The 25,192-nt window shown below is 42.2% G+C and carries 19 protein-coding genes, 1 tRNA gene and 1 rRNA gene; 15 read left to right on the top strand and 6 right to left on the bottom strand.

What is annotated here, in order from left to right:
* Window positions 1-62: 62 nt before the first annotated feature.
* The 7 genes from LVQ96_00100 to lysS all read left to right on the top strand — a co-directional run bounded on the left by LVQ96_00100 (window position 63) and on the right by lysS (window position 6,262).
* The gene (locus LVQ96_00100; GenBank protein MCW6169565.1) at window positions 63-1,859 is read left to right on the top strand and encodes a PINc/VapC family ATPase; all 1,797 of its coding nucleotides are present in this window, start codon (window positions 63-65) and stop codon (window positions 1,857-1,859) included.
* Between the two features lie 63 nt (window positions 1,860-1,922).
* Window positions 1,923-2,840 carry a TIGR00269 family protein gene (locus LVQ96_00105; protein ID MCW6169566.1) on the top strand — a complete coding sequence of 306 codons (918 nt, stop codon included), beginning with the start codon at window positions 1,923-1,925 and terminating at the stop codon, window positions 2,838-2,840.
* A 91-nt stretch (window positions 2,841-2,931) separates the two neighbouring features.
* Window positions 2,932-3,006 (top strand) — tRNA-Ile (locus tag LVQ96_00110).
* A gap of 278 nt (window positions 3,007-3,284) precedes the next feature.
* On the top strand, window positions 3,285-3,569 hold the full coding sequence (locus tag LVQ96_00115) for a ferritin (GenBank protein MCW6169567.1): 285 nt from the start codon (window positions 3,285-3,287) through the stop codon (window positions 3,567-3,569).
* Between the two features lie 75 nt (window positions 3,570-3,644).
* The gene (locus LVQ96_00120) at window positions 3,645-4,091 is read left to right on the top strand and encodes an HIT family protein (GenBank protein MCW6169568.1); all 447 of its coding nucleotides are present in this window, start codon (window positions 3,645-3,647) and stop codon (window positions 4,089-4,091) included.
* A gap of 49 nt (window positions 4,092-4,140) precedes the next feature.
* Window positions 4,141-4,731 carry an orotate phosphoribosyltransferase-like protein gene (locus LVQ96_00125; protein MCW6169569.1) on the top strand — a complete coding sequence of 197 codons (591 nt, stop codon included), beginning with the start codon at window positions 4,141-4,143 and terminating at the stop codon, window positions 4,729-4,731.
* Window positions 4,732-4,744: 13 nt separating this feature from the next.
* The gene (gene lysS, locus LVQ96_00130; GenBank protein ID MCW6169570.1) at window positions 4,745-6,262 is read left to right on the top strand and encodes a lysine--tRNA ligase; all 1,518 of its coding nucleotides are present in this window, start codon (window positions 4,745-4,747) and stop codon (window positions 6,260-6,262) included.
* Between the two features lie 11 nt (window positions 6,263-6,273).
* On the opposite strand, the gene LVQ96_00135 is transcribed toward lysS, so the two are convergent.
* Both LVQ96_00135 and LVQ96_00140 read right to left on the bottom strand, forming a co-directional pair.
* Window positions 6,274-6,771, bottom strand: a complete 498-nt coding sequence (locus LVQ96_00135; GenBank protein MCW6169571.1) for a MarR family winged helix-turn-helix transcriptional regulator — start codon at window positions 6,769-6,771, stop codon at window positions 6,274-6,276.
* A complete protein-coding gene (locus LVQ96_00140) occupies window positions 6,768-8,777 on the bottom strand; it encodes an MFS transporter (protein MCW6169572.1) in 2,010 nt (669 codons plus the stop codon). Before LVQ96_00140 ends, LVQ96_00135 begins: the two co-directional genes overlap by 4 nt.
* A gap of 129 nt (window positions 8,778-8,906) precedes the next feature.
* Here LVQ96_00140 and LVQ96_00145 point away from each other — a divergent pair, with 129 nt between their 5' ends.
* On the top strand, window positions 8,907-9,500 hold the full coding sequence (locus LVQ96_00145; protein ID MCW6169573.1) for a hypothetical protein: 594 nt from the start codon (window positions 8,907-8,909) through the stop codon (window positions 9,498-9,500).
* Between the two features lie 82 nt (window positions 9,501-9,582).
* The gene (gene metG, locus LVQ96_00150) at window positions 9,583-11,715 is read left to right on the top strand and encodes a methionine--tRNA ligase (protein ID MCW6169574.1); all 2,133 of its coding nucleotides are present in this window, start codon (window positions 9,583-9,585) and stop codon (window positions 11,713-11,715) included.
* A gap of 18 nt (window positions 11,716-11,733) precedes the next feature.
* Here the strand turns inward: metG and LVQ96_00155 are convergent, their stop codons facing one another.
* The gene (locus LVQ96_00155; GenBank protein MCW6169575.1) at window positions 11,734-12,321 is read right to left on the bottom strand and encodes a GNAT family N-acetyltransferase; all 588 of its coding nucleotides are present in this window, start codon (window positions 12,319-12,321) and stop codon (window positions 11,734-11,736) included.
* Between the two features lie 230 nt (window positions 12,322-12,551).
* Between LVQ96_00155 and LVQ96_00160 the strand changes: the two genes are divergently transcribed.
* The 6 genes from LVQ96_00160 (at window position 12,552) to LVQ96_00185 (ending at window position 22,102) form a co-directional block, all read left to right on the top strand.
* On the top strand, window positions 12,552-13,937 hold the full coding sequence (locus LVQ96_00160; protein ID MCW6169576.1) for an APC family permease: 1,386 nt from the start codon (window positions 12,552-12,554) through the stop codon (window positions 13,935-13,937).
* A gap of 286 nt (window positions 13,938-14,223) precedes the next feature.
* Window positions 14,224-15,411, top strand: a complete 1,188-nt coding sequence (locus tag LVQ96_00165; protein MCW6169577.1) for an MFS transporter — start codon at window positions 14,224-14,226, stop codon at window positions 15,409-15,411.
* Window positions 15,412-15,625: 214 nt separating this feature from the next.
* Window positions 15,626-17,038 (top strand): IS66 family transposase, encoded by a 1,413-nt coding sequence (locus LVQ96_00170; protein ID MCW6169578.1) that lies wholly within the window; start codon window positions 15,626-15,628, stop codon window positions 17,036-17,038.
* An 88-nt stretch (window positions 17,039-17,126) separates the two neighbouring features.
* Window positions 17,127-17,303, top strand: coding sequence for a DNA-directed RNA polymerase subunit K (locus tag LVQ96_00175; protein ID MCW6169579.1), 177 nt, complete (start codon window positions 17,127-17,129; stop codon window positions 17,301-17,303).
* Window positions 17,304-17,687: 384 nt separating this feature from the next.
* Window positions 17,688-19,069: ribosomal RNA gene (locus tag LVQ96_00180) — 16S ribosomal RNA — on the top strand.
* An 858-nt stretch (window positions 19,070-19,927) separates the two neighbouring features.
* Window positions 19,928-22,102 (top strand): ABC transporter substrate-binding protein, encoded by a 2,175-nt coding sequence (locus LVQ96_00185; protein ID MCW6169580.1) that lies wholly within the window; start codon window positions 19,928-19,930, stop codon window positions 22,100-22,102.
* 713 nt (window positions 22,103-22,815) lie between these two features.
* Here LVQ96_00185 and LVQ96_00190 read toward each other — a convergent pair.
* From LVQ96_00190 to LVQ96_00200, 3 genes are read right to left on the bottom strand one after another with little or no spacing between them, the layout of a single operon-like run.
* Window positions 22,816-23,223 (bottom strand): hypothetical protein, encoded by a 408-nt coding sequence (locus LVQ96_00190; protein ID MCW6169581.1) that lies wholly within the window; start codon window positions 23,221-23,223, stop codon window positions 22,816-22,818.
* Window positions 23,216-24,223 carry an ABC transporter ATP-binding protein gene (locus tag LVQ96_00195; GenBank protein MCW6169582.1) on the bottom strand — a complete coding sequence of 336 codons (1,008 nt, stop codon included), beginning with the start codon at window positions 24,221-24,223 and terminating at the stop codon, window positions 23,216-23,218. The genes LVQ96_00190 and LVQ96_00195 overlap by 8 nt, the downstream gene beginning before the upstream one ends.
* The gene (locus tag LVQ96_00200) at window positions 24,216-25,181 is read right to left on the bottom strand and encodes an ABC transporter ATP-binding protein (protein MCW6169583.1); all 966 of its coding nucleotides are present in this window, start codon (window positions 25,179-25,181) and stop codon (window positions 24,216-24,218) included. Before LVQ96_00200 ends, LVQ96_00195 begins: the two co-directional genes overlap by 8 nt.
* Window positions 25,182-25,192 lie beyond the last annotated feature (11 nt).

Here is a 25,192-nt window from a genome sequence, read left to right on the forward strand (position 1 = left end):
TTTGTAGGGAGCACTTATCGTGAATCTCGAATCGGTTAAATAACTATATGGACTTAACCCCTGTGGATTACGTACCTGATACTTCTGTTATTATAGATGGCAGATTTACATTATTTATTTCTGAAAGGCAAGGTTCTCGTGTGATTCTTCCAGAGGCAATGATATCCGAGGTGGAGCACCAGGCCAATGAGGGGCGCTCCACCGGTTTTGCTGCTCTTCAGGAGCTAAAATCTCTGAGAAACATGGCAAGAGAAGAGAAAATATCCCTTGACACATCCGGAAGAAGGCCTTCAGAGTGGCAGATAAAGAGGGCAAAGAGTGGGGAGATAGACGAGATTATCCGAAATACTGCGGCGGAACTTGGCGCAGTCCTGGTTACTGGCGATCAGATACAAAGGGACATCGCTCTGATAAAGGGAATAGATGTTCAGTACCTTGAGCCTCTCGTTAAGGAACCCAGGAATATAGAAGAGTTCTTCGATGACATGACCAGTTCTGTGCATATCAAGGCTGAAATGGAACCAGTTGCTAAAAAAGGGATCCCCGGCAACGTAACACTTGAAAAGTATGATTATAAAGTCTCAAGGAGTGAACTAGAAGATATAGCAAATCATATAGTCAAGAGAGGAAGAAATGAAGAAGGTTCGTTTATAGAGATTGATGCCCATGGCGCTACCGTGATTCAGCTGAAAAATATTCGAATCGTTATTACTCGACCTCCATTCTCGGATGATCTTGAAATCACGGCTGTCAGGCCCGTTAAAAAACTCGATATCGAGTACTATCAGTTGACTCCAGAACTTCTTGCAAGACTTTCCGATAAAGCAAACGGGATACTCGTTGCTGGCGGCCCCGGCCAGGGTAAAAGCACCTTTGTTCAGGCTTTTGCCGATTATCTTAGCTCTCAGAGAAAGATCGTGAAGACAATGGAAAGGCCCAGGGATCTTCAGGTAAGACCCGAGATAACGCAATATACCGGTCTCGAGGGATCGATGGAGAAGACAGGTGACATCCTCCTCCTTGTGAGGGAAGATTATACGGTTTTCGATGAAATGCGTGTCACATCAGACTTTAAGGTTTACTCGGATCTGAGACTCGCCGGTGTTGGAATGATTGGTGTCGTGCACGCGACCCGCGCTATAGACGCAATTCAAAGGTTCATAGGACGCATAGAACTTGGGATGATTCCGCAGGTTATCGACACAATCATATTCATAGATAAGGGCCAGGTTGCACAGGTGTATTACACATCTTACTCTGTGAAGGTCCCAAGTGGAATGAATGAAGAGGATCTTTCCAGGCCGGTGATAGAAGTGAAGGATTTCTACACAAATGAACCAGTTTTTGAGATATATACGTTCGGTGAAGAGATCGTCGTTGTCCCCATTTCGTCTCGTGAAAAGAAGAATCCAGTTTCCAGGATAGCAGAGGATTCTATTCTCAAAGACGTAAGGAACATGCTTGGGACAAGCCAGGTCGAAGTAAAGGTCGGCGAAGGAAACAAGCTATCAATATTCACGGATGAAACTCACATTCCAAGACTGATAGGAAGGAAAGGTGAAACGGTAAACAGCCTCGAAAAAAAATATGGAATGAAAATCGATGTAGAGCCGTTGGAAAAGAAAGATAAAGGAAGAAGGTTTGAGGCAAATGTTACCGTAAAGAACAAGATCATATACCTCGAGGTTGGAAAACCAAACACAATGGTGAAATTTTATGTTGATAACATCCTGATTCTTCAGGCCAAAAGCTCCAATAAGGGTTTAGTTAAGATTAAGATGATTAGTGATAACGGAGCGGCTATCTACAACTACATAAAGGCAGGGAAAAAGATAGAATACGGATATGTAAATGAATGAATGTAACTCGTTGCTATCGGCCGCTCTGGGCAGGTATTTCCTGCAATAGTTTAAGGAGAAAGGATGAGGACAAAATGCACGCGCTGCAATAATGACGCCGTTTACGAGGCAAAGTACAGCGGAGAATATTTGTGTGCAAAGCACTTCATCGAATCTTTTGAAAGAAGAGTAAAGAAGGAATTAAGGGATCAAATCGATTTTTTCAATAATCCTGTGAGTATCTCTGTTGCAATATCTGGCGGTAAAGACAGTTCCGTTACTCTTTATGTTCTGTCACAAATGTTCGTTGGCAGGAAAGATGTGGTTTTGAAAGCATTTACAATTGATGAAGGAATCCAAGGTTATCGGGATTCGGGCTTAGAAAATGCAGTAAAATTGTCAGCAGAGTTGGGGGTACCGCATTCGATTATCTCTTTCAAAGATCAATTCAATACTACAATGGATCATATTGTCTCAGAACATCCTGACATAATACCGTGCTCAAGATGCGGGCCAATGAGACGTCAGCTCATGGACCTTGAAAGTTCAGAACTCAATACTGATTATGTTGCACTTGGTCTCAATTTGGACGACTACTCACAGTCTATATTGATGAATGTTGCAAGGGGTGATGCCGAGAGGTTCGTGAGGATGGCACCACACAGGGAAAGGAAAGAAGGAATGACAAGACGTATCCTCCCTTTGCGTAGGATCCCAGAAAAAGAAGTCGTAATATATGCAATATTGAAAGGAATACATTTCGATTCTTCCTGGTGCCCTTATTATGGGAAGGCCCAAAGAAACACTTTCAGGAGCATTATTAATGAACTGGAAGACCGATCCCCTGGAACAAAATTTGCAATAATGAATTTTTCTGATAAGCTTAAGAAGATGCTGGAATCCAAATCAGGAGCACCGGAGCTTCAACGATGCAAAATATGTGGAAAACCATCTTCCAGTGATATATGTTCTGTGTGCAAAGGTCTGGAAATATTCGAATAGTACATACCGATAATGGACGGCGGAGATGCTTATTGATCGGAAATCTTTATTACAATCAGCAAGATTTTCGCCGCGATAAATATCTGTCTAGGGGGCTGTAGCTTAGCATGGTTTGAGCACCCGGCTGATAACCGGGAGGCCACCGGTTCAAATCCGGTCAGCCCCATCGCCTTAACTCATGCGTTTATCGCTTCTTTCTATTTGCACGGAAATTTTAAGGTTACACAATGAACTCGGAACCTGAGAAGTCGGTGTAGTCTAGTTTTTCAATTGAAAATGTACATCACTCGCAAAGTGTACTCAGAATTCAAGCTGAATTGTCATGATGCGAAGTTAGAATTAATTAAAAATGATGCTATTTTTGTTAGATTATTAATTTCTTTTATATTGATGAATTAGGATATGTATTTATAACCTATATGGAATTATATGTATGGTGATAAAATGCCGAGGTACGAAGTAGCGGAAGATTTGAGCGAAAAAATAAAGGATCTGAGCAGGGCAAGGCAATCCCTGATTGAAGAGATAGAGGCAATGATGTTTTACGACGAAAGATCCGACGCTACAAAGGACAACGACTTAAAGTACGTCATGGAGCATAATCGTGACGATGAGAAGGAGCATGCAGTGCTGTTGTTAGAATGGCTGAGAAGGCATGATCCTGCATTGGACAAAGAGCTTAAGGAGATACTATTCTCCAAAAAGAACATAAAAGAACTTGGAGACTAAACTGTTATTTTCATCAGCTTTCTCCAGAAACATATTTTTTGTGAAATAATTTATTTAGCCGTATCATAACGGGTCATGCTTAGTGAAGACTGTGTATTTTGCCAGAACGTAATAAAGAAAAGGGATGCATTTGTAATCTATGAGAACGAGAATGTGCTGGCATTTATGGACAAATTCCCAGTTGAACCTGGTCATGTTCTCGTAATCCCCAAAAGCCATTTTGAAAACATACTAGACATTAATTATGACCTCTATCTTGAGGTTCACAGGGTATCTAAGTTATTGTGTCTCCCAGTCATAAGGGCACTCCATGCTGATGCAATTAACGTTGGACAGAACAATGGCACTTGCGCGAATCAGAGAGTTTTCCATTATCATGTCCACCTGATTCCGCGATTCTGTGGCAGGGAAATCGGGTGGAAAGCCAGGAATTCTGCTTCTGATGATGAACTGGATGAGATTTCAGAAAGAATAAAAGCTGAGATTGGCAATTCGGATAAAACTATACCAAAATTAAAATGATAGAATAATATTGTGATCCAAGAAAATGGAAAAAATTGGAGATTAAATTATGAAAAGCATAGAAGAATTATATTCGAGAGCTCTTGATATGAAGAACAAGGGCATGTCGGACAAGGAGATATCCACGGAACTGCATCTTTCTGTTGGAACTGTGACATGGCTGCTTAGCAAGGAGTTTTTCAAAGAAACAAAGGTGAAAGATGTCAAGATTGGCTGGAGATCTATCGGTGTCACCGGAAACAGGATAAGTGCAGTTTCAGAAGTCATTACAGATATAATAGAAGAGGAATCAAAAAGGAATAACTTTGAAGTTGACGCTATACTCGGGATAACGATAAACGGTATTCCATATGCTACCATGGTCTCTTATTTCATGGACAAGGAATTGATAGTCTACAGGCCACACCCGTCCAGGAAGGAAGGGTTCTTCAGCAGTAATTTTGCGAGTGTACGTGGAAAAACTGTTGTGATACTTGATGACGTCGTTAGCACTGGCGAGACTCTCAAGAGGGCAATACTTGATGTTAAAAATGAGGGTGGCAAACCATCACTCTGTGTTGTTCTTGCGTCCAAATTGCAAGGCGATGAGGTCTCCGATGTGAGAGTAAGGTCACTCATAAGAACGAATCTCATAGGTTAAAAAGGTTAACACGATGCATTGGGCTGACGCATTTACCAAAGATCTTTATCCCGGAGATCAGATTATATCAACCGGGATATCTCCCTCAGGGCCGATACACGTAGGGAACATGCGGGAGATTCTGACAGGGGCCTTTATTTTTCAGGCTGCTGAAGATGCAGGTATGAAATCGGAGCTTCTGTATCTCTGCGACGACATGGATCCACTGAGAAAGGTATACCCTTTCCTTGATCAATCATATTCAAGATATGTTGGAATGCCGTTGTACCGGATCCCAGCTCCAGACGGTAATGGAAGCTATTCCGATTACTTTCTAAGGCCTTTCATTGAAACTCTGGACATTATAAATGTCCATCCTAGAGTCATAAGATCATCGGAGCTCTATAGGGATGGCATCCTGATGAAGGCTATTGATATAGCACTCAATAATAGTGAGAGGATAGCGAGAATTCTGAAGGATGTCTCGGGCAGGGGGCTTGAACCTTCCTGGGCCCCATACAACGCCATCTGTGCATCCTGTGGGCGAATCAATACAACAACTATGGTTTCCTACAAGTATCCGTACGTCGAATATACGTGCAAGTGCGGCTATTCCGGTACGGCAGATATAGGGAGAGATCAGGGCAAGCTTCCCTGGAGGATAGAGTGGCCTGCAAAATGGTACGCTCTTTCCGTTACCGCCGAGCCTTTTGGCAAAGATCACGGGGCGCCTGGCGGTTCCTATGATACTGGAAAAGAGATCGCAACACTGATATACCGTATAAACCCTCCAAAACCACTTGTTTACGAAAGGATTATGCTGAAAGGGAAGGGTGCCATGCATTCCTCAACAGGCATTGCGATTCCAGCAAGAGAACTCGTTGAATCGGCTCCTCCAGAATTGCTCAGATTTCTCATAGCACGTATACAGCCCGCGAGGCACATAGATTTTGATCCTGGTCTTGGAATCCTGAATCTTGCGGACGAATACGAGAAGTACAGGGAAGCGTACTTCGGGAAGGAAAAGAGCAACAATCCTGATGCATCCAGGATTTATGAGTTAAGCAGGGTTAGGCCGGAAAATGAAGCAGAATTTATTAGCTTCAGGCACCTGATAACACTCTTGCAGATATATCCGGAGGAGTCAAGTCTTCGTGACGCGCTAAAAAGGAGTGGCATCGATGCAGACAAAATTGGAGAGTCATTCCATAAAATGGTCAATACAGCTAGCAACTGGCTTCAAAATTATGCCCCAGAAGAGGTAAAATTTAGTGTCTTGAAAGAAACGTCTCCTATAGTTTTGAATGAGGGCGAGAAAAAACTCCTTGAAGAATTCCTCTCTAGACTCAATGGTGCGTCATGGGATGCAGATACGTTGCATGACCTGTTACATGAAGCAATAAAGAGCCGGAATTACGATCCGAAGGACGGCTTTGCCCTCTTTTACAGAGTTCTAATCGGAAAGGAGAGAGGGCCACGTCTCGGTTATTTTCTTTCGCATCTGGATAAGAACACGATCATTGCAAGGATAAAATTTGTAATTTCGCAATAATACCCTAAATTTCATCTTTTTATAGTCTTCAGTTTATTTAATGTCTGAGATGGGGCATTCCAGTCCGCGCTCATTTCTTCAGACGAGCGATTTATCTTTTCCAAAATCTTTTTCATCTGCAGAAGTTCCTCGTCGCTTAGGTCACTGAGAGTTTTTTCAAGTATGTGCCTGAAAAGCTTGCTCCCCTCCTCAACAGCCCTTTTTCCTTTCTGAGTAATGGAGACCATAACTATTCTCTTGTCATTAGTGCTCTTTTTCTTCGTAACGTAACCTCTGCTCTCCATCTCAGCCACTACCCCGGTAATCCATGCACCGGACACGTCTAGCTCATCAGCTATCACGTTTATAGGCGCGTTTCCGAGATCCTTAAGGATCCCGAGTATCCTTATCTCAAAGGACTTGAGCGCATAGTTGTCCGTTTCTTGTTTTATTATTCTTTTAACGTTTTTAGTGACTCTGGAAATAAGTGTCCACATCTCCAAGAACTCGTCACTCTGATCTGTGTTCATTTCTTACCCCTGGATGCAGTTTTTGTGTTGCTCCTTTTGTTTGAGTCCGCTTTCTGCACTTTCCGTTTCTTTCTGCTCCTAGGCGGAGAGGTCCTGGTCTTTACATTCCGAGGCCTTTTTACAACGCCCATGCTACTGGGTGGATCATTAGAAGTAACATTGTGATCCTTTGCATATATATTCACAACTGATCGATCAGGGTTTTCCTTCTTAGCAGAATCTGGCGTCAATATTTGAGGATCTGCGGTTGGGACCTCAGTTTCTATGTTGGTGCTTGGAGTTACTGTTGGCATGCTCTCTTTCTCGAGATCTTCGTTCGTTTCAAACACATCCTCATTATTCTCTCCGTGAACGTATCTTTTCCCCCTTATGGCAGATAGTATTGCAGCCAGAACAAGTATGCCAGCTCCAACGTAGAAGGACATTCGCAGGGCACCCATGAATGCAGGTGCCAATGCGTGTGGGAACCAGTACTTACCGTATAAGGTAGTGAGAGTTCCAGGTGCAATGTTGGAAAGGAATGCAGGAGGCAGGGAAGATGCTATCGTCTTCATCGGGTTGTAACCAAGAAACGCTGAGAATAGAGCGGACGTTGGTGGGATTTTGTCAAATACTGGAACCAGAACCTGGGCACCGACAGAAGTCAATGCCGATCTGAACGATCCTGCCATTGTTGTAGCTAGAACAAGTAAGACTATAGTGAAGAATATTCCCATGCTTGTGGTTTGGCCTGTGTTCTGAAGTGTTGTCCTCATCCCAGATCCGGTTCCACGATCATGCGGTGGGAGTGAATTCATTATAGCAGCAATGTTTGGTGCAGCAAATAACCCCATACCTGAACCGAATACAAAAAGTGTAACTCCGAATTCCCAGTAGACGAAATCGTATGGGAGAAGACTCAGAAACATCATAGCCACAGCAGAAACTATCATCCCAAGAGTGGTCAAAAATCGAGCTCCCATTTTATCTGACAATGCTCCACTTATTGGGCCCGAAACAGCGAACCCGAGCATCATCGGTATCATGTAAATTCCAGCCCAGAAAGGTACACTACTGTAGGAATATCCATGAAGCGGAAGCCATATTCCCTGTAGAAGAATTATCAGCATGAACATTACGCCACCCATAGCCATACTCTGAAGAAGGCCAGCAAAACTTCCAGCGGAAAATGCCCTGACTTCAAAAAGTTTCATCTTGAACATGGGCTGATCCACATATTGTTCTATAAAGATGAAAGCTACGAGAAGGATTGCGCCAATTATCATTGAAAGCTTTACCCATGGATTACCCCATCCCATGCTTGACCCATTATAAGGCATCAAGCCATAGGTTACTCCCAGCAGTATCAGGGTCAAGCCTCCTGCAAAAGTGGCGTTCCCGGGTACGTCTATCTTCTGATCTGAATGCCTGACTGCATTATCTTTTAATTTTGCATATGACCATACAGTTCCAAGCAGCCCTACCGGTACACTAACAAGAAATACATACCTCCAATTGATCGCGGCAAGTAAACCCCCCAGTATGAGCCCTACAAGGGATCCTGCAAGACCCGCGACCTGATTTATGCCCATGGCCTTTCCACGTTCACTTGACGGAAAACTGTCAGTTATTATTGCTGCAGAATTTGCGAACAGGAAAGCAGCTCCAACAGCTTGAATCATCCTGAAAATGATCAGGCCCATGGCTTCTGGATCCCCCTTAGCCGGAATCAGATTCGGAGTAAAGAACAACAATATTGAACCTACAGTGAATATGAGAAAACCAAAGTTGAATAAACGCACTCTTCCAAAAATATCCGAAAGTCTCCCCACAGTTACGAGAAGAACTGCAGTAACAACCATATATCCCATCAGAATCCAGAGCAAATATTCAAACGAATTAAATGGGTCCAGATTAATTCCTCTGAAGATCGCAGGGAGTGAAATCAACATGATCGTTCCGTTGATTGAAGCCATCAAAACGCCAATGGTTGTGTTTGACAATGCAACCCACTTATACTGAACCATTTGTAATCGTCCCGAAATACTGACTATGTATTAATAGTTAACTAATAACTAACTACTTAGTAATTGAAAAGCATTTTATATCTAACCGCGATGTCGTCCTGATTTACGATGATGTCAAAGAGCATTAGTATGACCATTGCTGTGGTTGTGCTGTTAGTATTTGCCGGAATGACCTATTTTACTATAGAAAAAACCTCTGCAACAGTATCTCTTTCGGAGAAAGGTTACTTGAATGTCACACTGCTTGATATAAACGGAAAACAAGTGAACTCGTCACAGGAATCTCAAATTGCTTCAGTCTTTAACTCCAATGATACTATAACGATTGGACTTAAGGTTGTAACAAATTCAACCTCGATTTATTTGTTTGACGTGTCGCCATTGAACAATACAACGAATACATGGACAAACACCACTGAGATATCTATGTTCGACAATGCGACGTATAACATAATCTATACCAATGGTTCGAAGACTCCCGTTTATTATTATCCAAAATTAACTGTTACAAGCAACTATATCCGTTACAACATTACGAACCCTGATAGTTTGAACGAGACTGTGTACATAAATCTCACTCTATCTATAGATCCAAAGGGTTTCGATAAAATGAATCCGTCGAATCCAATGCAAGGAATCATAAATCCCTATATTACGAAAATCATTGGAATTTCCAGCAACGGTGGTGGCGGAGGAACAGGATTCGCCATAATTAAAGTCTAGTCAAAGGGAAATTTATAACGTTCCCTTTCATGAGGGAAATAATTATCCTGCATTACAATGCAGGGGTCGGGTGAAACAATATTTGAAAATTCTGGTTAATAGTGCGCTTCCATACGCAAACAGTTCGCTTCATCTGGGTCACATAGCGGGAGCCTACCTTCCTGCGGATATATTTGTCAGGTACCAGAAAATGATCGGCAACGAGGTGATGTTTGTAAGCGGTAGCGATCAACACGGTACGCCAATTACAATTGCCGCGGACAAACTTAAGGTAGAACCCTCAGTTGTCGCTGACAAGTACTATAAGGAACACCTGGAGGATTTTAAGTCACTAGATATCAATTTTGACATCTTCATGAAGACCTCCTCGGAGGAACACAAGGAGACAGTGAAAGAAATCTTTACTGAGCTTTATAAGAATGGTTTTTTGTCAGAAAAAATGATGGTTTCTCCTTTCTGCCCTGGATGCAACAGATTCATGCCGGACCGGTATATAGAAGGTACGTGCCCTTATTGTGGCTACGAGAAGGCGCTTGGAGATCAGTGCGAAAAGTGCGGACGAACACTCGATCCGATAGAGCTCATAAATCCGAGGTGTACTGTGTGCGATGGCGTTCCAGAGTTCAGGGAATCCAAGCAGATGTTTTTCGATCTCCCGAAATTTCAGGGAAATCTCCTAGATTGGTTGAAATCAAAGGAATACTGGAGAAGTAATGTTCTTTCCTTTACGAGGAACTTCATAGAATCCGGCCTTAAGGAGAGGGCTATAACAAGAGATATTGAATGGGGTGTACCGGTACCACTTGCGGGATATGAAAACAAGAGGATATACGTCTGGTTTGAGGCCCTGATAGGTTATGTGACTGGCGCCCGAATCTATTCGGAGAATATTGGCGATCCAGATTACTGGGAGAAATTTTACTTCGACTCAGATTCCAGGGACTACTATTTCATTGGAAAAGACAATATACCATTTCACACAATAATATGGCCCGCCATGCTTTTAGGCGTCGGTAGATATAGCCTCCCCTATGATGTTCCTGCTAACGAATACCTGACAGCGAAAGGTGAAAAATTCTCCAAAAGCAGATCCATTGGATTCCAGGTTAAAGAAATTCTCAAGTTCGTGGGTAAAGACTATGTCCGGTACTATCTCTCAACAATACTGCCTGAAAGTGGGGACACAGATTTCTCAATAGAAGAGTTGCAATCGAGAGTGAATACCGAGTTAATTGACAAATTCGGAAATTATATTCACAGGCTAGTTAGTTTTGTTCTCAACAACTCGCTAGAAATCAATGCGGACACTGCAAATCCGGACCAGAATGATTTAAATGCGCTTGCAACCTTAAGAGAAACATTAGAAAGATACAGAACACACATGGATGCCATTCAGATAAAGAAGGCCTTGAACGAATGGCTGGAACTTGTGAAATTCGCCAACGCGTATATGAACGATTCGAAACCTTGGGCTCTCTTGAAAACTGACAAGGAAAGATGTAAATCGAAACTTTATTACGCTTTATTGATGGGTGAGGCTCTTTGTATGATGGCTTATCCGTTTATACCTTCATCATCTGATAAACTGTTAAAAATCATAGGTTCTGAAAGTTACGGGAGCAAAGGCGTGACTGTGGATTTCATTGGAAATGTTGGCAACAAATTCACTCCCGTCAGATCAGAACCTCCTTTCATGAAGCTGAGCATTGAGGTAAGCAACCCAAATCTTCTTGATCTGAAAATAGGAAAGATAACTGAAGTAAGGGAACACCCAAATGCCCAAAAGTTATACATCTTGAAGGTTGATCTGGGGTATCGCATTGCACAACTGGTTGCAGGCTTAAGAGCCCATTATTCTGAAGATGAGCTGATAGGGAAGAACATAGTTGTGGTCGACAATCTGAAGCATGCAAGATTAAGAGGAGAAGAATCTCAAGGTATGCTGTTAGCTGCCGATGACGGCAATACAGTTTCTTTGCTTGTGCCCGATGGAATTGTTGACACAGGTTCTTCTTTAGTGATCGGCGATTTCAAATATAACGGACACGGTAGGATAGAGATCGAGGATGTGACTGCTGCAAAACTTCATGTTAAAAAATTCAGCGAGAAGAATTACGCTTTTGCGACGTTCGACAATGAAGATCTTAAACTCAGTGTCAACGGCATCTCCATCATTACTGACAGAAAGGTTGGGGACGAAGCTAAAGTAAGATGAATAACTAAAACATCTGTACTATTGGGGAAAAGTGTCAATCCGTTTCTTCAACGATTCTCTTATGGTTGGCCACTCCGTGTCAACGATGGAAAATATTTTTGAATTGCGTGGCAAACCATTCAGCCTTATTTTGTGATTTCTCAATGTTCCTTCGTACTTAGCGCCAAGTTTCTCTATAGCATTTGCTGAATGTACATTGTTCTCATCAGTAACGAACTGAACCCTGCTTGCGCCCCAGTCCTCAAATGCATGCTGCAAAAGCAGGAATTTTGTCTCAGGATTCACAACTGTCCCCCAGACTTTCCTGTGAAACCATGTTCCTCCGATCTCGAATCTTCTGTGAATTCTATTCACCGTGAGGTAACCTGTGATGCCCACTATTTCATTCGAATGGATCAATCGTACAGCAAACGCATAAGAAGAATCATTTTTCGAGCCGGCGATGGCATGTTCTATGTAATCTACTATATCTTCTCTAGTAAATAGCGGTTTGGACATCCAGGTAAAATCTGTATTTAATGAAACATCAACAAGAGCATCTGTATGTTTCCCATCAACAGGTTCAAGGATCACGTGCTTTCCATGCATCTCCACATATTCATTCATTGGTCCTCAGAAGATGATTTTAAGATTTTAATTTTGGCTATGCCCACACTCGGACTGTTTAATTCAAGATCGATCAGAAGCCACTTGATTTGTTTTCAAAGTACGCACATCGCTTCAGGGTTGAAGATCAAGAAGAAAAATTTAAATTGTATATCTAGATACTGTAGTGAATGTATACAAGCATTAATGTATTTGATAATTCATTACAAAAATAAAGGGAGTTTAATCATATGGTCGGATTGAGAAAAAATTCAATAGGTCTCGTGGAAGCTACGTTCCAGGGCATTGCCGGATCGGCACCTGCAGGGGCAGCTGTGGCCACCTTTACAGGTGCAGCTTTCTTTGCACTGGGTGCTCTTCCTCTTACCGCTTTTCTTGCATTTCTTGTGGTTTTGTTGAATGCTTTCATTATCAGAAGATTGTCGTCCAGGATTGCAGGTTCTGGTGGGTATTACTCTTACGTAAGAGGTGGGCTAGGAGGTCCATCAGCACTGTTTACTGGATTCCTGTACATTTTTTATCAGGTAATGGCACTTGCCTTCATGGGACTGAGCTTAGCTGTATTTGTGCCTGCAATATTTTCAACGGTATTCGGTTTCACTTTCCCCAGCTATTCATCATTTCCGATACTTTTTGTTTCCATATTCTTCGGGTACCTCGTTTCAAGATCTGGGATAAAGCAATCAGTTAGGTACACTACAATTATGGCAATGATCGAGATAATAGTGATTGCAGCTTCAGGAATAGCTATACTCATAATTCATCCTTCAATAAATACTACGGCGGTTTTCAATCCAGTGCTGGCGAAAAATGGTTTTCTTGGGGTTGGGCTCGGAATCCTTTTTATGTACACAGCTTTCTCTGGATTCGGTGCCTCAACACCGCTTGGTGAAGAATCGAGAAACGCTCACAGAACTGTTGGTCTGGCTGTCATCCTGTCGATAGTGATCCTTGGTATATTTTTTGTATTCACTGCATATGTATTCACTGTGGCCTATGGGATTCATTCAATGGATACGTATGCAGCAGCGCTTGTGCCCGGTGTCCAACTGATCCAAAGTAACCTTGGCATAATTATGGCTCTGCTTGTAACCATACTCTTCATAAACAGCCTTCTAACAGGAACAGTAGTCATAACCAATGGGACCTCACGTGTTATGTACGCAATGTCAAATGAAGGAATGATATCTGCAAGATTCTCCATGATACACGAGAAGAAGTTGACTCCCTCAGTTTCCGCTGGTGTAGTTTCAATATCGGCTTTCCTCGTTGCTGCCGCCGGAATCATTTTTCTCAACGGCTTCAATGCATTCCTTATGGCAGCGACTGCAGCTACTCTAGGTGTGATACTCGTGCATTCGTTTGTAAATATTTCTCTGCCTCTTGTCGAGAAGAACTTTGGTGAAAAAAGGAAGATCACAAGTATAATCGCCAGCTTGGTCTCTTTGTTTATATTCGGATTCGTTTTCTACAGCGTCTTTTTACAGGTCAGTCTCGCTTTGAAGGTTGGAGTAGCAGCGTTTGTTATATGGGTAGTTGTCAGCATAATCTTCGTAGTACTCTCTGTCCGGAAGCATGCTAAAAGTGTGACAGACAAGAATCCGGAAACGGAATAAGCTCTTGTCTTCCATTGTTATTCAGATCAACAAGCACTTTCAGCTATGTCTGTAAATGTAATGAAAGGGCTTTTTCCCATTATGTGACTTAATCGTTTTCATGGAGGCAGGGATTTGATGTGCGTAAAGTTTGCGATCTAGAAATTGCTCATTTAATCCAAATGCTTTTTAACCGGCATGAGAGTTATCATTGTGCAATTCAAAGTTTTCTTTTTAAGTGCCTTGATTATGTTTATAATCCTCATACGAACTAACCTTTTAATCTACATAAGAATACATGTAGAAGTTGAGGCAAATACCACTTCTTGGTGCAATAAGAGGTCTTAGGAGCTTTTATTTCGGTTATGTGGCATTTCTCATTCCTCTATTTCTCAAACACGTTGGTTTCACTGTCGTAGAGATAGGTATATATGCCTTAATTGCCACAATTGCTAGTTCCGGGCTGGTCTTAGTTTCTGGTTTTCTCGGTGATCTATACAGCAGAAAAAGAACCCTATTGCTGATGTCAGCTTTTCCATTATTCATTTTTATAACGTTCCTTATTACCAGGAATTTCGCTCTACTTTTCCTTACTTCCATCTTTGGAATCACGTTCAGCGCAATTGGTGGCGGGGCAGGTGGTGGCCCAATCGCACCGATACTGACGGCTTTTGTTGCAGACAAAGTGGTATCTGAAAGAAGAACATGGACGTACTCCATGCTGATGATAGTTTCGATAGTTTCAGCCATAGGTGGGAGTTCCCTATCGGCTGTTCTAGAAAAATATGTAGCCGATTATTATACTATCCTCTTTCTCCTTGCTGCTTTATTGAATTTTTCTTCACTGGTCCTAGTTCTGTTTCTTGAGGATACAAAACTAAAGAAACGATCAGGCGGGAAAAGAGAAATCATGCCGCGTAATTCGGGTAAAAACATAATCAAGATCGCACTATCTGGTGCTCTTGGAAGCGTTGGGCTAGGAATAATAACACCAATAATATCTCTCTGGTTTTCCCAGATAGGTCTGCCGACTTATACTATTTCAGTAATTTTTACTCTGTCTTATGTTGCTGCTGGTGTTGGTGTAATTTTTGCCTCAAGGATGGAGAGAATATTTGGAGCTATATATGCGATTGGCCTTTTTAGAGGCCTTGGTTCCGGTTTATTCATAATAATGCCTTTCCTCCCTCCAATTGTTGCAGGTTATGTCTACGCGATCAGGACCGGCCTTTATCAACTTGCGTTGCCAATAAGACAGAATTTTCAGATGACAATCCTGGATCCATATGAAAGAGCGAGAGGAAATAGCCTTACAGGTATTGCGAGGCGCCTTCCTTATGGTGTTTCTACAACTTTTGGAAGTTTTCTCCTGTCGATGGGGGCGGTTGTTTTGCTGTTCTCCTTTGCAGGATTAGTGTCGCTTTTCGATCCCATACTCTATGTATACTTCTTCAGGAAATATGGGAAAACAGTTGAAGAACACGTGACAGTTTAGGGGTGTTAATAGCGTTGCTGTGCTAGCCCGGACATTTATCAACTAAAAAGCTCCTGCTTCAAGAAGAATATTCTTATTTGAATGGGTATGTAGATTAGTTCATTAATTGTTGAAAATGAATGGTAACTATTCAGTCTGATGTGCCTCTTCGTCTTGCATACGTAGAATTATGAACCGAAGAATCTTTATATTATGAAGACATTATATTTTTGTAATGATTATACTGTATGCAGAAACACCACATGACCAGGAGATGATCGAGAAATTTCAGAGGGCATACGAGAACCTGAAAAAGATCGTTGACAAGATTCAGGATGAAAACAGGACCCTTAGGGAAGAAAATAGGAAGCTTATGGAGGAGCTCAACGAATATCGGAAAAGACACCCGGCCAATGTAGGCGTGAAGAACGGTAAGACTTATGAGATAGCTGAGGTAAATGCAATCCATCAGGAATGGGATACACAGCAAGGATCGGAGAGGAGAAAACCGGGAGCGCAGATCGGGCATAAAGGATTTTCCAGAATAACACCAAAGACAACGAGAAGAGTGAAGGTACATCTCGATCTCAATGAATGCCCTGAATGCCACTCCTCTCTGATCCATAAGGGTACCCGGAAGAGAATCATAGAGGACATACCGATGATTGAGCCTGAGGTTATTAAATACCGATTAGATCGTTTATACTGCAAGAGGTGCCACAGGGTATACGAACCCGGGATACCGGAAGCTTTTCCAGGTTCGACACTCTCGCTAAGGGTCATGCTCACAGTCGCGTATTTCCGCATAGGAATGAGGATGAGCGTAGAGAATACAGCGGCGACCATGCTGAATATTTTCGGAATAAGGATATCAGAAGGTGGGATACAGAATATACTCTCACAGCTTTCGGATTCCCTTGGATCTGAGTATGCATCTCTCCTACAGGCCATAAGGGATGCGCCCTCAAGGCACATGGACTCGACCTCATGGTCTGTTGACGGGAATCCGTACAATTTATGGACATTCCTTACAAAGAGCGGGGCGATATTCCGCATATCAAAGGGAAACGGTCATGAAGTACCTCTGGAAGTACTCGGAGATCACAATGGCACCGACATACACGACAGGCATTCTGCATTCGAGACCATGGCTAAAAATGACGGTAACGATCAGCAGTACTGCTGGTCACACATCATATGCGACGCCAAGGAACTCGAACAGTTCTACGGTGATGAGGGATCGAGGATAAAGAGATCGCTTCAGACAGTATTCGAGGAGGCAAAGGCTTTCAATGGTTATGGCACAATGGACGATATTGAAAGATTATACCACAAGCTCGTATTCCTTCTCGATTCCGATTACGAGCACAGGAGATCAAGAAGGTTTGTGGACAACCTTCTGAAACGGAAGAAGGAATGGCTCTTCCGTTTCGTCATCGATCCCGAAGTCGACCCCACAAACAACAGGGCAGAGAGGGCACTGAGACCTTCCGTGATCTACAGGAAGGTCTCAGGTGGATCGAGATCGGAGAGGGGTGCTGAGATATATACGAAGATATACTCCGTATATTACACATCAAGGTTGAGAGGTAAGAATTTCATAGAAGATACTCCATCAATTATCAAAAGAAGTGCCAAACCGGGATGAAATTGTTAAGCACATCAGACTGACCAGTTACAATGAATGCAAGTTTTAATATATTCTGTTTCATTACCCTTCGGTTCTATTGATTTTTATGCAATACACAAAGTTTGAAAAGGCAAGAATTATTGGCGCAAGAGCTCTGCAGATATCCATGGGGGCTCCAGTTATTATAGACATTCCTGCAGGGCTTATTGACCCTGTGGACATCGCAATGCTGGAATTTGAAAACAATGTCATACCGATTACAATCAAGCGTATTGCTAGATAATCTTTTTCTACTGTGACAAAGATCAAAACTATTGATCCTTTTGGAATCACAAAGCAGTTGAGTTTATTCGTAAATTTCAGCGGGAAAATTTCTATTTTAATACGAATTTTATTTGGATTAGATATATCTATATTAGGAATTAAAAAAGACCCCAGCAAAATGTTATATACATTCTAGTTATTGAGAAGACTACGCGTCAACCAACACTGAAATGTTGTTGTTGATTCCAATCTAACGGCTATGGAAGGACATGGCATTTGCCATGTGTGATCTCTAATGTTCCATGATTGGCAAATATGGAGTAGTGAAACGAGGGTTTCACTTCTGACATGAGGAATGGTGCAAACTGTGGCTCGTCAATTCTATTTAATTAATTTTGGATCAACTCCGGTCGATCCTGCCGGCGGCCACTGCTATCAGGTTTCGATTAAGCCATGCGAGTCAAGGGGTCGTAAGACACCGGCGAACCGCTCAGTAACACGCGGACAATCTAACCTAAGATGGGGTATAGCCTCGGGAAACTGAGGGTAATTCCCCATAGTCATCATATGTTGGAATACTGTGATGATGAAAGCCTTGGCGTCTTAGGATGGGTCTGCGGCCTATCAGGCTGTATGCGGTGTAAAGGACCACATAACCGAAGACGGGTACGGGCCTTGAGAGAGGAAGCCCGGAGATGGACTCTGAGACACTAGTCCAGGCCCTACGGGGCGCAGCAGGCGCGAAACTTGTGCAATGCGCGAAAGCGCGACACAGGAAACCTGAGTGCCTTGACAATGTCAAGGCTTTTCTTAAGCTTAAAAAGCTCAAGGAATAAGGGCTGGGTAAGACGGGTGCCAGCCGCCGCGGTAACACCCGCAGCCCAAGTGGTGGTCATGATTATTGAGTCTAAAGCGTTCGTAGCCGGTTTCGTAAATCTTTAGATAAATCCTTCCGCTCAACGGAAGGACTTCTGAAGAGACTGCGAAGCTAGGGAATGGGTGAGGTTGAATGTACTTCTGGGGTAGGGGTAAAATCCTGTAATCCTGGAAGGACAACCAGTGGCGAAGGCGTTCAACTAGAACATGTCCGACGGTGAGGAACGAAGGCTAAGGGAGCAAACCGGATTAGATACCCGGGTAGTCTTAGCTGTAAACACTGCCCACTTGGTGTTGCCTCTCCGTTGAGGGGGGGCAGTGCCGGAGCGAAGGTGTTAAGTGGGCCACTTGGGGAGTATGGTCGCAAGGCTGAAACTTAAAGGAATTGGCGGGGGAGCACCGCAACGGGAGGAGCGTGCGGTTTAATTGGATTCAACGCCGGAAAACCGTAGGGCGTTCACTTAAGTGTGATAACGAGCGAGACCCCCATCTCTAATTGCCATCTTGCCTTAGCGGGCAAAGGCACTTTAGGGGGACCGCCAGCGCTAAGCTGGAGGAAGGAGGGGTCGACGGCAGGTCAGTACGCCCCGAATCTCCCGGGCAACACGCGCGCTACAAAGGACAGGACAATGAGATGCAACCTCGAAAGTGGAAGCTAACCTCGAAACCTGTTCGTAGTTAGGATTGAGGGCTGTAACTCGCCCTCATGAATCTGGATTCCGTAGTAATCGCAGGTCAACAACCTGCGGTGAATATGCCCCTGCTCCTTGCACACACCGCCCGTCAAACCATCCGAGCTGGTGTCTGATGAGGGTATGTCCGAAAGGGCAAACTCAAATCTAATGTCAGTGAGGAGGGTTAAGTCGTAACAAGGTATCCGTAGGGGAACCTGCGGATGGATCACCTCCTAAGAACAAACGAGCCACAGGCACAATCATTCCTCAATTTTTTTTACGAATAGTTCTGGTACATCCGGATGCGGATGCAGCTTTCTGAGTATTCTTAAGAAAATAATCTTGGACGGCGTTAGTTAGTGTGGGATAATATTCTATGACCTGCTCATGTCAAGCAAATTATTCAGGAGGTCGGTGCGGGATAGTGTATTGTCTATTCCCTTATCTCTGCTCTGTGCTATATCCTAATCAAGTATCCTTTTATCAGGTACAAATTCGGATTCAGAATTGCTTCTATGATGATACTGTTCCAGATAGTTCGTTGTATCCTCAACCAACCATTTCATAGTGGATTTTGTCTTCAATGATCCGTTAAGAGTAGCATTCTTCTTTGGTATTGCAAAAACTTTCGTTTACTTGAGCTTATCTATGTATGACTGCGATGAATAACATCTGTACAGTATTATTGAATCCATTCCAATTCCCGTAAACTAGAAAAGATTGACAGCACGATCATACGTTTCCCTTTACGATTTCATGGATGACTCAAAGGTGATGTAAATCCTAATATAATGATTCATCATGCCAAATGAGTAGGCAAAAGGACTCTTCCTATGAACCTTCGAAACCCTACTCTTACTATCTACTTGTTAACAGAATTGTAGTAAACCTTTTCACATTTTGATTTTTTGATTTCCTTTTGATTGGTGTTACCGTCATGGTATATAGTCATAGCAATATAATGCGATGTTTTTTTGGGTTACTATGTCAAACGAAGACATAATTGATAACAAAATTGCTGATTTTATAGCGGAAGATTATCAAATTAGGGCTGAGCGAAACATTAAAATAGCCAGATTTGGATATGAGACCAATGGAAAAAAAGATTTTAGTTGTAATTATAGTAGTGGTACTTGTTGCCGCTGGGGTAGGTGGATATTTTGCCTACAGGGCCACGCACCCGGTGAAAACGAACTTGCCAACTTTGCATTTGACGGCTCTCTCCCCGCTCAATGCACTGGGGGAATATCAGTTGGGAGTAATAGTGAGTAATTATAAGGCAATAGGTATACCCGTTAATATAAAGCTTGTTTCGCCAACAATGGTGGGAACGTGGAGTTCTCCGGGTTCCACGCCTCAGTTTGTCGATCTTGGATGGTTACCGGACTGGCCTGATCCTATAGCCCAGCAGTTATATCCAATGACCTCGTATTCAAACGGCGGTGAATTTGGTGCGAATGAAGCTTGGGCAAGTAATGCAACTTTGAATAGTTCAATTGCACTTTCAACGGCGTTTAATCCAAACAAAGCTGCTCAAATGAGTGAGTTTGTCTCTCTCTATAAAACATTCTATGACCAGTATAATTATGTATGGTTCCCAAACCCGACCACTTACTTTTTTGTGCAGCCATATATCAATAATTTCACCTACAATGCTTATGAAAACTACTTCTATAACATGATGTCATATAATATGAGCTATGATGTAAATGGTATTAAAGCGCCAAGCACAAACTCACTTACCGATGTCGCAGATGGTTCGTCGCTGGCTGCCCCGGACTTTCTTGATCCTTCTCATGGATTTTTCGTTCAGGATGGGCCAATGTTTAGCGCAGCTTATCAACAGTTGTACGAACTGAATGGAACAAACTATTCCCAAACTGTTCCTGTCCTTGCTTCTGGTCCAGCAGTAACACCTCCCGGTGGGACCCCCTACCAGAATTACAATATAACTCTCCGATCTGGAATACATTTCAACAATTCAGATCTAGTGAACGCCTCCACTGTTTGGTTCTCATATTACAGAACGATAGTAATGGCGCAGGGAGTTTCAGTTGACAACTATGGAGGTTTACTCTTCAACAATACAGCCTTTGCTTCAACTGCTCCATACTCGATTCCGGGGGGTTGGTTACACGATATGAGGGCAGTTTACAACAGTACCAGCAATTCCTACTTGAAAATGCCATATGAAACAAACTATTCTAATCTGAACGTTTCAAATACTGTTTTTGCTGCTAAATTCTTGGCATCAATGCTTTCGAGCTACTCACCATGGAGCAACAAAACTCAGGCCATGTTATTGGAATATCCTAACCAGGTAGTTGCAGTTCCTGATTTCGCAACAAATAGCAGCACCCTTAACCTTACAATAAACACACTCCATCCGTATCCATTCTTCCTTGCAGATACTGCCGAATGGTGGGGAAACATAGCAGACCCGTTATTCATAGATACTCACGATGGTGTAATCGCAACTCTTTCCAACAATTACACGAATGTTAATGGAATGCCTGGAACAGGGCCGTATTACATTAAATCAGTGGGCGCATCCCTCTCTACAGTTACTTTGGCGAGTGTTTCAAATTACTGGGGAAACGCTTACTGGAATAGCGCCAAGAATGCACCAAAGGCAGGAACTGATTTCCCTGCTATCGCTCAACCAGCTCATATAGCTACATTGGTGCTTGACTACACCGTAGATCACAGCGGAAGAGTTTCAGGTTTCCTTGATAACACATATCAGCTTTCAGACGTTAGCTCATCTTACTTGGGCTCAATAATGAACGTGGCCCCTTACAAGACCTTGCCAGTAACAAGCTATTGGAAAAATGTTGGCTCAAACCCTGCGGTATTCTACCTCTCAATGAACAACTACAAATTCCCGACAAATATACTTGACTTTAGGAAAGCTATATGGTATTCAATAAATCAGTCAGCAATCGGTTCACCGTTCTATTATACATTCTCTAACGGTTCAAAAGTATACCTTGCACAGAACTATATTGGTCCAATATCACCCGGGTTCACTAATTTCTATAACAATGCTACAAAGGGACTGGCTTTGGAGACTTACAATGTTCCACTTGCTGAACACTACCTGAATCTTGCCGGAATACAGGGAAAGTTCTATGTTACTTTACCTAACGGAACTAAACTGGGAGACACTTCATTAGCAAGTTCTTCTATAACTATAGTTTCGCAAGGCATTCTAACTGTGAGCCTACTTGCCCAGGACATGATGATGGCTGTCGTAAAACTCTTTTAATCTTGAATTTTAATTAATTTTTTTTCCTTTTTTATTATAATTTTTCGTTTTTTTTGATTTCTAGCTTCATATAAAGAAGATGTACGTATATTGAAAATCCAACCCATCTTGAATAGGCGATTTGAGATCCGCGCAAATAAACTAACTATGGTTGTGTTCAATAGTAGGTCCTAGATTTATGCTGGGAAATTATTTTTGCGCCTGAAATAGGTCTCTATCAAAATACAGCAGTTTATTTATAGGGTTCTTCTAGTTACGCAGCGGTTAGAGGGACTGAATAATAGGGCGCTGTAACGTCTTGTCATAAATTAGCTAAAGCGACCAGACAAAGGTTTAAAAATCAAATCACTTTACTAATCATCGATAAAGTACTTGGTTTGCTGTAATTTCGAAAAGATCCTGTACAACCATGATTTATCTCCATATTGGTATATCTTCTTTCTGGCACGTTTTTTGAATTCAAGATTCCAGCTCTCTATAACGTTTATCCTCTTCAGTATCCTCTGGCGTGGTTCAATGTAAGTTTTGTAATTATAAAGTGATGGGTGCCACTCTCAAACATTTCTGATGCACTTTAAGGGTATTCTCGAGAAAGTGCATCCAGTGCCATTGACATAATGGATTCATTATCCTGAGACTCCATTTGCCCTTTCGTATAGGTTAATCAGCTTTCAAAAGTATGAGCAAAATTTTCAATTTTAAATTCAACATGTCTACTTAAATAGTGTTTTTTCTCTTCCAATGTGCTCTTCTATCTCATTTAGTAGTTTTCTCCCATTTTCGGTATCTCTAATGCCTATGGCACCTCTTGGTGTTACAATATAGACGGATGAAAGGCCAAATCTCTTTTGCAAAATTCCCTCGATAATAAAAGCATCCTTTATGTTAAAATAATAGATCAGGTTTTTCTTAAAGAATGTCGTTAACTGTATACCTTCTGTAGTTAAACTAAATTTGGAGGAATACTTGTATGCCTCGTAAGTGAAGGTCATAGCAAACCAGATTCCGACAAATATCAAGTAATCTGTCAGATTCTTTGCGCTTATTTCTAAGACTGCCGAGAATATCAATAAAGCTATTACGCTCTTTAGAGTCGTTTTTTCTATTCCATGCTTATTCATACAGCCAACAGGCTACCTGGTAATTCCCATAGTTGATCAGTGGGGGATCTTCAGTTTTGCACTTCTCCATTACGAATGGGCATCTAGGGTGAAACCTGCATCCAGATGGCAAATTTATAAGGCTGGGAACATCTCCAACCGGTGGCTTCACGTCTTTTACACTCGTTGTTGGAACAGAGCTTAACAGCAATTGTGTATAGGGGTGAAGTGGCTTTGCAAGGACATCATTTGTCTGTCCATACTCGACGATCTTACCTGCGTATAGGACAACTATAAAGTCCGATATGTATTTTGCCACCAATATATTGTGAGTAATGAAGATATAAGTCAATTTGTACTGATTTTGAAGATCAACAAGTATGTTAAGCATCTGTGCCTGGACAGATTCATCAAGCGCAGAAGTTGGCTCATCCAGGATAAGTAGCTCCGGCCTTTTTATTAACGACTTTGCAACAGCAACTCTCTGAACCTGTCCACCAGAAAGTTCCCTTGCCTGCTTGTCTTTGACTTCTTTGTACGCCAGACCAACCTGTTCAATTACTTCCTCAACTTTCTTGTACAGAAGAGCTTCATAAGTCATACTTCGGCTTTTGGCCTCAGCCAGAAGCTCTTTTTTTCTCTCAACTGGAATATTCAGAAGAGGTTCAAGGACGATATTCTTAACCTTCATTTTTGGATTAAGTGAAGTCGAAGGGTTCTGGAAAACCATATCGACATTTTTTCTCACATCGCTATATGTCTGTTTTTGTATCTTTTTGCCTTCGAAATAAGCTTCTCCTTTGGTTGGTACTTCTAGGGTTGTAAACACTTTTCCCATAGTTGTTTTTCCTGAACCACTTTCTCCAACTATAGCAACTACTTTATCTCTTGGAATAGAAATGGTGACTCCATCGAGTGCTTTAACGAATATTTTGGGGACACCAACCAATGCATCAAGAAATCCCCTTTTTTGTGCGAGATAATATTTCTCCACATTTTCTAATCTGCAAATTTCACTCATATAACCAGCACCTTATCTCCCTGCCATTCGTAACTATGGCATCTGGTTCTTCATTTAAGCATTTTTCAAAAACAAACTTGCATCTTGGATTGAACTTACAACCATTTGGAAGGCTAAGATATGATGGGGGGGAACCAGGGATAGAGTACAGTCGTCCACTTTCCTTCGGCGCGCTAGGTATGCTTGATATGAGGCCAGAGGTGTACGGGTGCATAGGTTTCTTAACAAGATCAGTAGTTTTACCAAGTTCCATAACTCTACCTGCATAGAACACAAGCATCCTGTTAGACAGGACATAGGCAAGGCCAATATCATGAGTAATAAATATTATAGAAAGCCCCGTTTGCTTATTCAGGTCTCTTAGCAATTTTATAACTTGTGCCTGTATGGTCACATCTAGTGCAGTAGTTGGTTCATCAGCGATAAGTAGTTTCGGGCGAAGCAAAAGAGCCATGCAAATCACAACTCTCTGAACCTGGCCACCAGAAAGTTCGTGTGGATACCTGAGCATTATTTTCTCTGGATCAGGTAGACGCAAACTAGTCATGGCTTCAATAACTTCCTTTCTGGCATCGTCCTCGGTCATTTGACGTCTCGTTCTTTCATTCCTAATGAACAGCGCTTCAAGCAATTGTGTTCCAACTCTTTTTACGGGATTGAGGCTATTTAAAGGATTCTGAAAAATCATAAAGACTGTTGTACCGCGTAATTTGGTCATCTCTTTTTCAGACAATTTGAGGATATTTAAGTCGTCAAGCGTTACCTCTCCCGTTGCGATTCCAACCGGAGGAAGCATTCTAGATATTACCTGCCCCAATGTTGATTTCCCGCTGGCGGATTCACCAACAAGAGAAACCAGTTCCCCTTCCTCGACGTCTAAGTTCAAATTATCTATAACCTTATATTTACCAGCAACTGTATTGTATGAAACGTTTAGATTCTTAATACTGAGCAACAATTGTCAACACA

The sequence above is a fragment of the Thermoplasmatales archaeon genome, assembly GCA_026127925.1.
GTDB lineage: Archaea > Thermoplasmatota > Thermoplasmata > Thermoplasmatales > Thermoplasmataceae > JAKAYB01.